The sequence below is a fragment of the Vibrio sp. SCSIO 43153 genome, from assembly GCF_023716625.1.
Classification (GTDB): domain Bacteria; phylum Pseudomonadota; class Gammaproteobacteria; order Enterobacterales; family Vibrionaceae; genus Vibrio; species Vibrio rotiferianus.
In genome coordinates, this window is the sequence record NZ_CP071855.1 from 2,805,432 (window position 1) to 2,819,811 (window position 14,380).

A 14,380-nucleotide genomic window follows, 5' to 3' on the forward strand; every position below is an offset into this window, starting at 1 on the left:
GGCTATGGTCACCCATAGCCTTTTGTTTGTTCTGAACTCGCCTCTACAGCGCTTCTACCTAATCATCTTCTACGTTGAACAAGTTTTCCATGTTCAGACCTTGTTTAATCAAGATCTCACGTAGTCGACGTAAGCCTTCCACTTGGATCTGACGAACACGTTCGCGTGTTAGACCAATCTCACGTCCCACTTCTTCAAGTGTTGATGGCTCATAGCCAAGCAGACCAAACCGACGTGCAAGCACTTCTTTCTGTTTTGGATTCAGCTCTTCTAACCAATGGATCAATGAAGATTTAATGTCGTCGTCCTGAGTGGAAACTTCAGGATCTGAATTGTTGGCATCAGGAATAATATCCAGCAGCGCTTTCTCGCCGTCACCACCAATTGGTGTATCAACAGAACTAATACGCTCGTTAAGGCGAAGCATTTTGCTTACGTCTTCTACCGGGATATCTAGCTGTGCAGCAATCTCTTCTGCTGTTGGTTCATGATCGAGCTTCTGAGAAAGTTCACGCGCGGTACGCAGATAAATGTTCAGCTCTTTAACCACATGAATTGGCAGACGGATGGTACGAGTTTGGTTCATCAACGCACGCTCGATCGTTTGGCGGATCCACCACGTTGCGTAAGTTGAGAAACGGAAGCCTCTTTCTGGATCAAATTTCTCTACCGCACGGATCAAACCTAGGTTGCCTTCTTCGATGAGATCAAGAAGTGCAAGACCACGATTGCTGTAGCGGCGAGAGATCTTCACTACCAGACGCAAGTTACTTTCGATCATACGTTTACGAGCAGCTTCATCGCCACGCAATGCACGTCGAGCATAAAGTACTTCTTCTTCTGCTGTGAGTAGAGGTGAGAAGCCAATTTCACCTAGATAAAGCTGTGTTGCATCTAAGCTCTTATTACTCGCATCGAATTCCTCTCTTTGCGAGCTCTTCTCTTTTTTGGATGGTGATTTTACAAGTTCGTTATTAATGCGGCCTACTGCTGCATCGTCATAATCAAACTCTTCAACTTTGGTTACTGTGTTGCTGATACTCATAACGCCTCCCCCTGGCGAGTTAGCAAGACATGACAACTCAATATGTCGCTAAATGATGTCGCAAGTTGTTATTCAAAGTTTTAAGGCAAATACCGTTTTGGATTAACGGACTTACCTTGATAACGAATTTCAAAGTGAAGTCTGACCGATTTCGAACCCGAACTACCCATCGTCGCGATTTTTTGTCCAGCTTTAACACTTTGTCCTTCTGAAACCAGCAATCTATCGTTGTGAGCGTATGCACTTAAATAATTTTCGTTATGTTTAACTATTATTAAGTTGCCATAACCTCTTAGCGCATTACCAGAATACACAACTGTGCCGGTTGCGGTTGAAACGATAGGCTGACCACGCTGTCCTGCGATGTCGATGCCTTTATTTCCTTGTTCGCCCGCTGAAAAATTCTTAACTACTCTCCCTTTTGTAGGCCACAACCACTTAGACACTTTGTCATTTTTTGCTGTAGTTGTAGGCGCTGGCTTCTTAACATTTTGGTTACCTTTTGAACCAACATACTCTTTTGATTTCGATTGTTCAACCTTCTTTGGAGGTTGTTTTTGTGTAACTTTCGTTGGCTTCTGACTAGAGCTTTTACTTGAATTTGATGTCTTAGCTGGTGTTGTTTTTGTCACGGTTGGGCTTGGGGTCGCTACAACCACAGGTGGAACAACGGGTTCCACTTTATGACCAAATTTAGGTGAATTATATTTCGGAGCCCAAAGTTTTAACTTCTGGCCCGGGAAGATCGTGTAAGGAGCAGCAAGTTCATTGTAACGAACCAGATCTTTTACATCCTTGTCTGTGACGTAAGCTATAAAATAAAGGGTATCGCCTTTCTTTACTTCATAGTAGCTACCTCGATAACTACCGCGCTCTACCGTTGAGTAATCTTTACTTATGCTTGAGACGGGTGCAGGCGAGTGAGCTGCGCAACCAACCAGTCCCGCAGCTAACAAACAGCTAATACCAAAACGATGTAATAACTTCTTCACCTAGTCTTTAACCTTTAAGCCAAATCACCTGCAACTAATGGCACAAACCTTACCATTTCTACCACGGTTGACAGATATTGTTCACCCTGACGTTCAATTTTTAATAGCTGCTGCTCTTCTTCACCAACGGGAATGATCATCTTACCGCCGTCTTTCAACTGGGATAAAAGCGCTTGGGGAACACTTTCCGCAGCTGCAGTCACGATAATCGCATCGAACGGGCCTTTCGTTTCCCATCCGAGCCAACCATCGCCATGTTTGGTCGAGACGTTATAAATATCCAATTGCTTCAGGCGACGCTTAGCGTCCCATTGCAGAGATTTGATTCGCTCAACGGAATAGACATGATCCACAATTTGAGCGAGAACTGCCGTTTGATAACCCGAGCCCGTGCCGATTTCTAAAACATTACTGTCCGATTTTAAATCTAACAACTCTGTCATTTTCGCCACGATGTAAGGCTGAGAAATGGTTTGCCCCTGACCAATCGGCAGTGCATTGTTGTCGTATGCTTGGTGCATCATTGCTTGTGAGACAAAACTCTCACGCGGCAGTCGATAAATCGCATCCAACACACGTTGATCACTGATGCCACTGGAGATAAGAAATGCTATCAACCTGTCAGCATGTGGGTTAGTCATTAATTCTCTTCCTTTAACCAACTGTCCATTGCGCGCAGCGACTCGTGAGCAGTGAGATCGACCTGCAGTGGTGTGATTGAAACAAAGCCATGTTCAATCGCGAAAAAGTCCGTACCGATGCCAGCATCTTGCTCTTTGCCCGGAGGACCGAGCCAATAAATATCATGTCCGCGCGGATCTTTCTGCTTAATCATATTCTCAGCGTGATGACGCGCACCCAAGCGAGTCACTTCTATCTCACCAAGCTCTTCAAACGGAAGATCAGGGACATTTACATTCAATAGACGATTGGTTGGGATTGGGCGAATCAGATGCAGCTCAACCAACTGGCGAGCAATTTTAGCTGCCGATTCAAAATGTTGTTTACCGACTAGAGAAAAAGCAATCGCCTGCACGCCAAGAAAATGTCCTTCCATCGCCGCAGCCACCGTACCGGAGTACAGCACATCATCGCCTAAGTTTGCTCCGTGATTGATGCCTGACAACACAAGATCTGGCAAGTCATCTTTCATCAACTCATTCAGCGCGAAGTGCACACAGTCTGTTGGAGTACCTTGCACAGAGAAAGTCTTCGGCGAAATCTCGGTCACTCGTAGTGGTTGCTCTAGCGTCAGCGAGTTAGACGCCCCAGAACGGTTTCGGTCTGGTGCTACAATCGTCACTTCAGCAATGCTTCTTAGTTCATCAGCAAGAGCATGAATTCCCTGAGCATAAACACCGTCATCGTTGCTGAGCAGTATTCTTAATGGCTTCGCGTTGTGTGAATCCATTTCCATTAGTATTCTCTTTCTACCTTTTCTTCGATGACCAACTCACGCACGATTGAAGTCGCAAAAGAACCCGCATCTAGCGAGAACGTTAATGTGATGTTGTTACCATCGACCGTCCAAGCTAAGTCTTGTGGTTTAAGTGCAATATCACGACGGTCATGGCGCATACGGTTACCACGAATCAAAGCCATCAAGTCTGGCTCTTCATCTAAGAATGGTTGTTCTAAAGTAAGGGCATCCGCTTGAGTTGGCAGCGCATTATCACCCGCTAGGGCTGCGGTAATTGCCACTTGACCTTCAGCAAATTGCGCTTGTAGATCTGCGATGTTGCTTGCATCAATCAACTGAGTGCCAGAACTTGTCTGCGCAATATCACCGTCGATGAACTTATCAAACACACCTTTCTCTAATCGAGCTGAAACGATACGGTTGAAGATCCAAGAACGAGCCGCAGACAAGTACATGCTGCGCTTGTTTTGATTGCGGGTACGAACGTTCTCGCGTCCCCATCGACGTGCTTCTTCTAGGTTATTGCCATCGTTACCAAAACGCTGACTACCAAAGTAGTTTGGCACACCCACTTGCTTCACTTTTTCAAGGCGTAGCTCAACATCCGTCACATCTGTCACTTCAGACAAAGTAACCACGAACTCGTTCCCTACCAGGTCACCCGGACGAAGTTTTTTATTGTGACGATCCGTTGCAAGGATTTCGATGCTTGGGTATTGCGCCAAAAATGCTGAAAAGTCTGGCGTTTCACCTTTTGGTAAATGCACACTTAACCATTGTTCGGTCACAGCATGACGGTCTTTAAGGCCCGCCCAGCTAACGTCTTTCGACTTAACACCACAGGCTTTTGCTAGTTCGTTAGCAACAAAACTGGTGTTCTCACCTGTTTTACGGATACGAACCATTAAGTGCTCGCCTTCACCCGTAAAGGCAAAACCTAAATCTTCGCGAACCTGAAAGTGCTCTGGTTGCGCTTTGATTTTTGCAGATGCAACTGGCTTACCTGTTAGGTAAGCCAATGAAGATAAAATGTCTGACATGATGTATTTCCGCTGATATCACAGCTTAGAGGAGCAAATTGCTAATTATTGCTTAAACAGAAGTACAACTGCTTCCGTTGCAATGCCTTCTTTGCGTCCAGTAAAACCAAGACGTTCTGTCGTCGTCGCTTTTACGTTAATGTTGCTAATGTCGGTTTCGAGGTCTTCGGCAATAGCTGCACACATTGCGTCAATGTGCGGTGCCATCTTCGGCGCTTGTGCCATGATAGTGACATCTGCATTACCAAGACGGTAGCCTTGTTCTTTGACTCGACGGTAAACGTCTTTCAATAATTCACGGCTATCTGCGCCTTTCCATTTGTCATCCGTGTCTGGGAAGTGACGGCCAATGTCGCCAGCAGCAATCGCGCCAAGCAGCGCATCCGTTAACGCATGCAGCGCCACATCACCATCAGAGTGCGCAATCAAACCTTGTTCGTAAGGGATCGCTACACCACCAATGATTACTGGACCTTCACCACCGAATTTATGTACGTCGAAACCATGACCAATTCGAATCATTTTCTATCCTTTCTTTATTCGCCGCGCTCACGGCTGAGATAAAACTCGGCTAGCGCAAGATCTTCTGGCTGAGTAATTTTTATGTTATTCGCATTCCCTTGAACCAGTGCCGGCTTTTCGCCTAACCACTCTAAAGCCGAAGCTTCATCAGTAATGGTAACACCTTGTTCTAATGCGTCAGCCAGCGCTTGGGTAAGCTGCTGAGTTTTAAACATTTGTGGGGTTAGTGCATGCCACAATGCTTCTCTATCTACCGTATGATCAATGTCTTGTGCGGTGTTTGCTCGCTTCATTGTGTCTCTCACTGGAGATGCGAGGATGCCACCCGTTGGGTGAGCGCTACAAACATCAATCAAACGGTCAATGTCGGATGTTAATACACACGGTCTTGCAGCATCGTGGACCAAGACCCACTCGCTCTCCAGATGTGTACTTACATAGTTTAGCCCTGATAACACAGAGTCTGCCCTTTCTTTGCCACCAGCCACACGAATCACATCAGGGTGCTGAGCAATGGACAGTTCAGGGTAGTATGGATCGCCGTCGGTAATAGCCACGACAACCTTAGAAATTTTTGGATGAGAAAGCAGTTTCTCTACGGTATGTTCCAGTACCGCTTTACCGTCAATCAACAAATATTGTTTTGGACGATCTGCTTTCATGCGGCTGCCAACACCTGCGGCAGGCACAATAGCAATATGGGTTGGAGTGTTAGTATCCAACATATTAATGCTCTTCCTCATCGACAATTCGGTAGAAGGTTTCGCCATCTTTAACCAAACCAAGTTCATGACGTGCACGTTCTTCGATTGCATCAAGACCTTGTCGTAAGTCATCAATCTCAGCGAACATCTCGTTATTACGAGCTTGCAGCTTGCTGTTTACTTGCTGCTGTACTTCAATTTCATCTTCTACTGTGTAGTAGTCAGACACCCCATTTTTGCCAAACCAAAGGGTATATTGAAGCCAGCCAAACAGTAACGTAAGGGCTATGACAAAGATTCGCATATCGTTGCTAACATTCTGTACCGGAAGGGATTAGATAAGGTGACATATATAGCATAAATGCGTGATTGGCTCTAGGGCAGAAAAAGAGACTCACACGCTCCTTACAGGAAAAAAGCAGCAAAATGAAACAAAGAGATTCCCTACTCTCTCCTTCGTCGTTCTAGGGAATGACAAATGAACATGAGCGAAAAACATCAAAAGGCAAAGTCTGTTCTCATATCTCCAAGGGAAGCGAAGCGTTCCCAAAGGGCGAAGCCCGTTCCCGCCTCTCGAAGCAAAGCGTTCCCATGTGTCAGATACAAAAACACCCCGCCGAGGCAGGGTGTTTTTAAAAGCTTTAAGTTAAGCGGTTAATTCAGTTAAGAATTAAGCTTGACCTTTAACTTCTTTAAGACCGTTGAAAGGAGCGCGCTCACCTAGAGCTTCCTCGATACGGATAAGTTGGTTGTACTTAGCAACACGGTCAGAACGGCTCATAGAACCAGTCTTGATTTGACCTGCAGCTGTACCTACCGCTAGGTCAGCGATAGTTGCATCTTCAGTTTCGCCAGAACGGTGAGAGATTACTGCTGTGTAACCTGCGTCTTTAGCCATCTTGATTGCAGCTAGAGTCTCAGTTAGAGAACCGATTTGGTTGAACTTGATAAGGATAGAGTTAGCTACGCCTTTCTCGATACCTTCAGCAAGGATCTTAGTGTTAGTAACGAATAGGTCGTCACCTACTAGTTGAAGCTTGTCACCTAGTAGTTCAGTTTGGTGCTTGAAGCCAGCCCAATCAGACTCGTCTAGACCGTCTTCGATAGAAACGATTGGGAATTGGTTAGCTAGCTCAGCTAGGTAGTGGTTAAACTCTTCAGAAGTGAAAGTTTTACCTTCGCCTTTCATGTTGTAGATGCCAGCTTCTTTGTCGAAGAACTCAGATGCAGCACAGTCCATAGCTAGAGTAACGTCTTTACCTAGTTCGTAACCAGCAGCTGCAACAGCTTCTGCGATAACTTCTAGAGCTTCAGCGTTAGACTTAAGGTTAGGAGCGAAACCACCTTCGTCACCAACTGCAGTGCTGTAGCCTTTAGACTTAAGAACTTTAGCTAGGTTGTGGAATACTTCAGCACCGATACGTAGACCTTCTTTAAGAGTCTTAGCACCAACTGGTTGGATCATGAACTCTTGGATGTCAACGTTGTTGTCTGCGTGCTCACCACCGTTGATGATGTTCATCATTGGTAGAGGCATAGAGAACTGACCAGCTGTACCGTTTAGCTCAGCGATGTGCTCGTATAGAGGCATGCCTTTAGCTGCTGCTGCAGCTTTAGCGTTTGCTAGAGAAACAGCTAGGATAGCGTTCGCACCGAACTTAGATTTGTTTTCAGTGCCGTCTAGTTCGATCATTACTGCGTCGATTGCAGCTTGGTCTTTAGCGTCTTTGCCAACTAGAGCTTCAGCGATTGCGCCGTTTACAGCTTCAACAGCTTTAAGAACACCTTTACCTAGGAAACGTGCTTTGTCACCGTCACGTAGCTCAAGAGCTTCGCGAGAACCAGTAGATGCGCCAGATGGAGCTGCTGCCATACCTACGAAACCGCCTTCTAGGTGTACTTCAGCTTCTACAGTTGGGTTACCACGTGAGTCGATGATTTCACGACCTAGAACTTTAACGATCTTAGACATTAATGTTTCCTCTCGTTTCAAATATAAATGTCAATTTTAAAGGGCAGCAGCACAACCTTCGCCGCTGCCCGTATCCTTTTACTTCTCGAATTCGCCGCGAGCGTTTTGACCTGCAGCTTTCACGAAACCTGCGAATAGTGGGTGACCATCGCGAGGAGTCGAGGTGAATTCTGGGTGGAATTGAGCCGCTACAAACCATGGGTGAGCTGGGTTCTCAATCATTTCCACTAGTTTCTTGTCCGCTGATAGGCCAGATACTTTCAGACCTGCTTTTTCGATTTGCGGACGAAGAACGTTGTTTACTTCGTAACGGTGACGGTGACGTTCATGAACAGTCGCGCTACCGTATAGTTCACGAGCTTTAGTCCCTTTCTCTAGGTGACATAGCTGTGAACCAAGACGCATCGTACCACCTAGGTCAGACGTTTCAGTACGTTCTTCAACTTTACCTTCGCCGTCTACCCATTCAGTGATCAAACCTACCACAGGGTACTTAGTGTCTTTGTTAAATTCTGTTGAATGTGCACCTTCCATACCCGCTACGTTACGCGCGTATTCGATCAGTGCTACTTGCATGCCTAGACAGATACCTAGGTAAGGTACTTTGTTTTCACGAGCGTATTGTGCTGCGCGAATCTTACCTTCGATACCACGGTCACCGAAGCCGCCAGGTACTAGGATTGCATCTAGACCTTCAAGTACTTCTACGCCTTTCGTCTCAACATCTTGAGAGTCTACGTATTTAATTGTGACGTTTAGACGGTTTTTCAAGCCTGCGTGTTTAAGTGCTTCGTTTACTGACTTGTAAGCGTCTGGTAGTTCGATGTATTTACCGACCATACCGATAGTTACTTCACCAGTTGGGTTCGCTTCTTCGTAGATAACCTGTTCCCATTCAGACAGATCAGCTTCTGGTGCGTTGATACCAAAGCGAGCACAAACTAGGTCATCTAGACCTTGAGACTTAACAAGTTGAGGGATCTTGTAGATTGAATCTACGTCCTTCATTGAGATTACCGCTTTCTCAGGAACGTTACAGAATAGCGCAATCTTCTTACGCTCGTTCGCTGGGATCATACGATCAGAGCGGCAAACAAGAATATCTGGTTGGATACCGATAGATAGCAGCTCTTTAACAGAGTGCTGAGTTGGCTTAGTTTTCACTTCGCCCGCAGCTGCTAGGTAAGGAACTAGAGTTAGGTGCATGAACATTGCACGTTCACGGCCTAGTTCTACTGCAAGCTGACGAATCGCTTCCATAAATGGCAGTGATTCGATATCACCTACTGTGCCACCGACTTCAACGATAGCAACATCATGGCCTTCAGAACCTGCGATTACGCGGTCTTTAATAGCGTTAGTGATGTGAGGGATAACCTGAATAGTTGCACCTAGGTAATCGCCACGACGCTCTTTACGTAGAACGTCAGCGTAAACACGACCAGCAGTGAAGTTGTTGCGCTTCGTCATCTTGGTACGAATGAAACGCTCGTAGTGACCAAGGTCAAGGTCAGTCTCTGCGCCATCTTCCGTAACGAACACTTCACCGTGTTGAGTTGGGCTCATTGTGCCTGGATCAACGTTGATGTAAGGGTCAAGCTTCATCATAGTCACTTTAAGACCACGAGCTTCTAGAATAGCTGCAAGAGATGCTGCTGCAATACCTTTACCTAGAGAGGATACAACCCCGCCAGTAACAAAAATGTAATTTGTCGTCATGTTTAACCTGAAATTGGTTGAATGAGGGAAATGGAGTGCTTCTGGACGGGACGTAAATATACCAGAAGCTCCTTAACGCCACAACGTGAAATCTATCACACTGCAATTTTTTATTTTTTGCTTCAAATCAAAGTCGCGTATTCATGTATTTTCATCTTTGTTCATCTAGCTTCACTTCATCCCACATAGAATCAAGCTCATCTAGCGTAAAGTCTGTGAGCTGCTTACCATGCGCTGCAACTTTAGTTTCCACGCCTTTAAAGCGTTTCGAGAACTTTAAGTTAGCCTTTGCCAGTGCCACTTCTGGGTCTTTCCCTAAGTGACGCGACAGGTTCACAGTTGCAAATAAAAGATCGCCTAATTCAAGCTCAACCTTTTCCTCATCCGGATTAATTTGAAGCGCTTCTTCCATCACCTCTTCAATTTCTTCCTGCACTTTTCCAACAACCGGACCAAGCGAGTCCCAATCAAAACCATATTTGGCGCACTTTTTCTGGATCTTTGTGGCACGCGAAAGTGCAGGTAGAGAGTTTGGTATTGAGTCTAGAATACTTTCTTCAGCTTTGCCTACTTGAGCTTTCTCTTTGGCTTTTTCCGCTTCCCAGTTTGCGTTAATTTCATCATCCGATTCGAACTCTACATCAGAAAAAACATGCGGATGACGACGAGTCAGCTTTTCGTTAACCGTTTCGACCACGTCAGAAAAATCAAACAGTCCCTGCTCTTTCGCCATTTGGCTGTAGAAAATCACTTGAAACAATAAGTCACCCAACTCTTCTTGCAAGTTCGGCCAATCGCGGTTTTGAATCGCATCCACCACTTCATAGGTTTCTTCAATGGTGTGCGGAACAATGGTGTCGAAAGTCTGCTTTAAGTCCCAAGGGCAACCGCTTTCTGGGTCACGCAGCTTCGCCATGATTTGTTCTAACTGTTCAATTGGATGACTCATTTTCTGTTCCTTTAAAACTTTCTATCTAAAGAAAAAGGTGAGCGGCCAAAACCACTCACCTTCTAGATTATTTTATTTTCTCAGCGGATTTCACTAAGTAATTGTTACTTTGACAAGGCAACAAGTTTTCGCGACTCCTGAGCATAGCTCGCCTATGTGATGGAGCAAGAAAACGCAGTTAACGCAGTAAAAGTGACAAGTACGACGTGAAATTTAGCCTAAGCGTTTCACCGACATTACATCCTTAATCTGCTCAACACGCTTCGAAACGCGTGAGAACACTTCAAGGTTGGTCACTTCAAGGTCAAAGTCCATGATCGACATTTGCGTGCGGTAATCGACACGGCTCTTCATGCTGGTAACTTTTATTTTCTCGTTCGCAAATAAGGTGGTGATGTCTTTGAGCAGGCCACCTCGTTCCATTGCTTCGACGCGAACGGTTAAGATGTAAGAACCGACAAAGCCGCTACCCCAAACCGTATCGATGATACGTTCTGGTGCGTGATGACGAAGCTCTTCTAGCTGTTCACAGTCACTGCGGTGAACCGAGATACCGCGGCCTTGGGTGATGTAGCCTGAGATCTCATCGCCTGGTATTGGCTGACAACAGCGCGCTAGGTGCGTCATTAGGTTATCGACACCTTCTACCACTACCGCATCTTTCTTCGGACGACTTTGCGCTGGAGCTCTGCTTTCTGCTTCTTGCAGTTTTTCTAGCGCTTGCTGGTCTTCCTCTTCTGCGGTTGGCTTATTCACCAACGCGTTGATGTGGTTGATGATCTGGTTAATACGCAAATCACCACTACCGATACCAACGTATAACTCATCGGCACTATTTACGTTAAAACGCTTCAGAGCGTAACTGTCAGCGTCTTTCAGTGTCGCGCCAATTTTAGTCAGCTCATGCTCTAATATTTCACGACCTGCTTCTAGGTTCTTCTCACGACTTTGCTTGCGGAACCATGCGTTAATCTTCGCACGCGCTCGACCGGATGTTACAAAGCCCAGAGATGGGTTTAACCAGTCACGTGATGGGTTTGGCTCTTTTTGAGTGATGATTTCGACTTGGTCGCCCATCTGCAACTTGTGGGTGAACGGTACGATACGACCCGCTACTTTAGCGCCGATACAACGGTGCCCCACTTCGGAGTGAATGTGGTAAGCGAAATCGAGCGGTGTTGCGCCCATTGGTAGGTCGACAACGTCACCACGTGGGGTAAAGGCATACACGCGGTCATCAAATACCTGACTACGTAGCTCGTCCAACATTTCACCAGAGTCAGACATCTCTTCTTGCCAATCAAGTAGCTTACGCAACCATGTGATCTTCTCATCATAACCGCTGCGGCTACTTGCACCCTCTTTGTACTTCCAGTGTGCTGCGACACCTAGCTCGGAGTCTTCGTGCATCTCTTTAGTACGAATCTGGATCTCGATCGTCTTGCCTTCAGGACCAAGAATCACGGTGTGAATAGACTGGTAGCCGTTTGGTTTCGGGTTTGCTACGTAATCGTCGAACTCGCTTGGTAAGTGTTTGTATTTGGTGTGAACCACACCTAGAGCGGCATAACAGTCTTGAAGTTTGTCAGCGATGATACGTACCGCACGTACGTCAAACAATTCATCAAACGCCAGGCTCTTCTTCTGCATTTTGCGCCAGATGCTGTAGATATGCTTTGGACGGCCACTGACTTCAGCATTGATCCCGCATACCGTCATTTCTTGAGTTAAGTCATCGACAAAGTCTTTGATGTATTGCTCACGAACAATACGACGCTCAGCTAACTGTTTAGCAATTTGCTTGTAGGTTTCAGGTTGTTGGTAGCGGAAGGCGTAGTCTTCAATTTCCCACTTCAACTGACCAATACCGAGGCGGTTCGCCAGAGGTGCATAAATGTTTGCACACTCTTTTGCCGCTGCTCGACGAATTTCGTCTGGCGCTTTTTTTACTTCAATCAGGTTGCAGATGCGTTCTGCCAATTTGATGATCACACAGCGGAAGTCATCCACCATCGCTAGCAACATGCGACGAACGTTATCCACTTGAGATGACGCTGCTCCGCCTTCCATTGTGACATTTAGCTGTCCGATGGCTGCCATTTCTTCTACGCCATCAATCAGCTTAATTATCTCTTTGCTGTATTTTTCCTCTAGCGCTTCTCTATCAAAAGCACCACTTGAGACCAGAGGAAACAGTTGCGCAGCGACGAGTGTCGCTTTATCCATCGATAAGGTGATCAAGATTTCTATCATTTCTCGACCACGCCACAACAAAAGCTCAGCCTGCTCGTGATTCGCCAAAATGGATTGGCAATCACGATACACTTCAATTAAGCGTTTTGCTGTGTTCTTCTCTTGCCCTAGACTAGCCACCCAGTTTTCGAGTTCAAACTGTTCATCTTGGTTTAAATGCGCGCTTCTTACCGCAACCATTTCATCATCCTAATTATTATATTTGTGTGGTTTGACTAACACTATCCAGGTTAGTTCTAGTGCCAAGCTTTAAATGCTGGCTTATTGACCACCCACCACAAGTAAGTAGCCAAAGTCTTAAAAACTAAGACTTTTCAAACAATGCCATCGATTCTAGATGACTGGTATGAGGGAACATATCCAGCATACCTAATTTGGTTAGTTGATAGCCTTGCTCAAGCAAGCTCTGGCTATCCCTTGCAAGGGTAGCAGGATTACAAGAAACATAAACTACACGCTGTGCGCCAAGCGCTGAAACTTGATCGATGATCCCACTCGCGCCCGCACGTGCTGGATCGAGCAGCACTTTGTCGAATTGTTCGGCAGCCCAAACTTGACCTTCAAAATCTTGCTCAAGGTTAGCGTGATAAAATTGTGCGTTATTGATTTGGTTCAAGGATGCATTACTTGCTGCCTTTTCCACCATTTCTGCCACGCCTTCTACACCAACCACGTGTTTTGCACGTTTTGCGATTGGTAAACTGAAGTTACCTAGGCCACAGAACAAATCTAACACTCGCTCGTCACTTTGCGGGTCTAACCACTCCACTGCCTGAGCGACCATTTTCTGGTTTACCGCTTGGTTCACTTGAATAAAGTTATTGGGCGTAAATGGCACAGTGACACCGGCTTCTTGGTAAAAAGGTACCTCACCTTCAATTAAATCCAGCTGGTCCGTTTCAGGCATCAGGTAAAGCGATGCATGATGACGCTTCGCCAATTCCACCAACGAGTTGGTTTCTTCATCTGTTAATTTACTTAAGTGACGCAATGTAATGCATGGACCATTGTCACCTAGCACCAGTTCTACATGGCCAAGTTGTTCTGGCTTCTTAAACGCTTTTAGCGTCGAGTAGATTTCTGGCAACAGCACATTCAACTCAGGCGCTAGAACCGGACAGTCCGTTACTTGCGCGATTTGCTTGCTGTGCTTCTTGCGGAAACCAAAGTGCAGCTGACGAGTCTTTTTATCTACAAATAGACTCACACGAGCACGGCGACGGTAGCCAAGAGAGTCACCCAATACAGGCGCATCTAACTCGATATCACTGCCGGCAAATTTTCTCATCAACTGACGAAGCGTATGCTGCTTATGCGTCAATTGTTGGTCATAGTTCAAATGCTGAAGGTCACAACCACCACATTCATGGTAATGCGGACAAAATGGCTCTACACGATCGTCACTCGGTTTAAGGATTTTAATCAACTTACCACGAGCGAACTTGCTCTTCTCTTCCACCAATTGAGTGACCACTTCCTCACCCGGTAGCGCGCCATCGATAAATAATGGTTTCTTCTTAAGGTAAGCAATGCCCGCGCCGTGGTGATCCAAACGCTCTACTTGCACCGCTTGGTGACGGGTATTCAGTTGCGTTTTCTTTTTAGGTTGAAAGATACGTGCCATGCTCTGTGCCTGATTTGTGTCTAATTGCTCTACTGCTTCACTATTCTAGATTGCAGCCATTGTGTGATTCGAGTGACTTGATTATGCTTACCGTTTATCCGGTGACGTCACTTCTTTGCTCAAGGCTTTATCGTGCGCTT

Annotated in this window: 13 protein-coding genes; all 13 read right to left on the reverse strand. The window is 45.9% G+C overall.

Annotated features, from left to right (window positions below):
- Positions 1-58: 58 nt before the first annotated feature.
- The 13 genes from rpoS to rlmD all read right to left on the reverse strand — a co-directional run bounded on the left by rpoS (position 59) and on the right by rlmD (position 14,240).
- Positions 59-1,045 carry an RNA polymerase sigma factor RpoS gene (rpoS, locus tag J4N37_RS13330; protein WP_010450244.1) on the reverse strand — a complete coding sequence of 329 codons (987 nt, stop codon included), beginning with the start codon at positions 1,043-1,045 and terminating at the stop codon, positions 59-61.
- Positions 1,046-1,125: 80 nt separating this feature from the next.
- Positions 1,126-2,037, reverse strand: a complete 912-nt coding sequence (gene nlpD, locus J4N37_RS13335) for a murein hydrolase activator NlpD (protein ID WP_252041158.1) — start codon at positions 2,035-2,037, stop codon at positions 1,126-1,128.
- Positions 2,038-2,051: 14 nt separating this feature from the next.
- The gene (locus J4N37_RS13340; RefSeq protein WP_010450248.1) at positions 2,052-2,678 is read right to left on the reverse strand and encodes a protein-L-isoaspartate(D-aspartate) O-methyltransferase; all 627 of its coding nucleotides are present in this window, start codon (positions 2,676-2,678) and stop codon (positions 2,052-2,054) included.
- A complete protein-coding gene (gene surE, locus J4N37_RS13345; protein WP_252041160.1) occupies positions 2,678-3,454 on the reverse strand; it encodes a 5'/3'-nucleotidase SurE in 777 nt (258 codons plus the stop codon). Before surE ends, J4N37_RS13340 begins: the two co-directional genes overlap by 1 nt.
- Positions 3,454-4,497 (reverse strand): tRNA pseudouridine(13) synthase TruD, encoded by a 1,044-nt coding sequence (gene truD / locus J4N37_RS13350; RefSeq protein ID WP_252041162.1) that lies wholly within the window; start codon positions 4,495-4,497, stop codon positions 3,454-3,456. Before truD ends, surE begins: the two co-directional genes overlap by 1 nt.
- Before the next feature lie 45 nt (positions 4,498-4,542).
- Positions 4,543-5,019: a 2-C-methyl-D-erythritol 2,4-cyclodiphosphate synthase gene (gene ispF / locus J4N37_RS13355; protein ID WP_005425365.1), complete on the reverse strand. Its 477-nt coding sequence runs from the start codon at positions 5,017-5,019 to the stop codon at positions 4,543-4,545.
- Between the two features lie 14 nt (positions 5,020-5,033).
- A complete protein-coding gene (gene ispD, locus J4N37_RS13360; RefSeq protein ID WP_071235293.1) occupies positions 5,034-5,744 on the reverse strand; it encodes a 2-C-methyl-D-erythritol 4-phosphate cytidylyltransferase in 711 nt (236 codons plus the stop codon).
- A gap of 1 nt (position 5,745) precedes the next feature.
- Positions 5,746-6,027, reverse strand: coding sequence for a cell division protein FtsB (ftsB, locus tag J4N37_RS13365; RefSeq protein ID WP_005452106.1), 282 nt, complete (start codon positions 6,025-6,027; stop codon positions 5,746-5,748).
- Positions 6,028-6,393: 366 nt separating this feature from the next.
- Positions 6,394-7,695, reverse strand: a complete 1,302-nt coding sequence (gene eno / locus J4N37_RS13370; RefSeq protein ID WP_005425372.1) for a phosphopyruvate hydratase — start codon at positions 7,693-7,695, stop codon at positions 6,394-6,396.
- 78 nt (positions 7,696-7,773) lie between these two features.
- Positions 7,774-9,414 (reverse strand): CTP synthase, encoded by a 1,641-nt coding sequence (pyrG, locus tag J4N37_RS13375; RefSeq protein WP_005449808.1) that lies wholly within the window; start codon positions 9,412-9,414, stop codon positions 7,774-7,776.
- A 151-nt stretch (positions 9,415-9,565) separates the two neighbouring features.
- A complete protein-coding gene (gene mazG, locus J4N37_RS13380) occupies positions 9,566-10,363 on the reverse strand; it encodes a nucleoside triphosphate pyrophosphohydrolase (protein ID WP_010450263.1) in 798 nt (265 codons plus the stop codon).
- 213 nt (positions 10,364-10,576) lie between these two features.
- The gene (relA, locus tag J4N37_RS13385; RefSeq protein ID WP_045392046.1) at positions 10,577-12,796 is read right to left on the reverse strand and encodes a GTP diphosphokinase; all 2,220 of its coding nucleotides are present in this window, start codon (positions 12,794-12,796) and stop codon (positions 10,577-10,579) included.
- 124 nt (positions 12,797-12,920) lie between these two features.
- On the reverse strand, positions 12,921-14,240 hold the full coding sequence (rlmD, locus tag J4N37_RS13390; protein ID WP_252041164.1) for a 23S rRNA (uracil(1939)-C(5))-methyltransferase RlmD: 1,320 nt from the start codon (positions 14,238-14,240) through the stop codon (positions 12,921-12,923).
- Between the last annotated feature and the right edge of the window lie 140 nt (positions 14,241-14,380).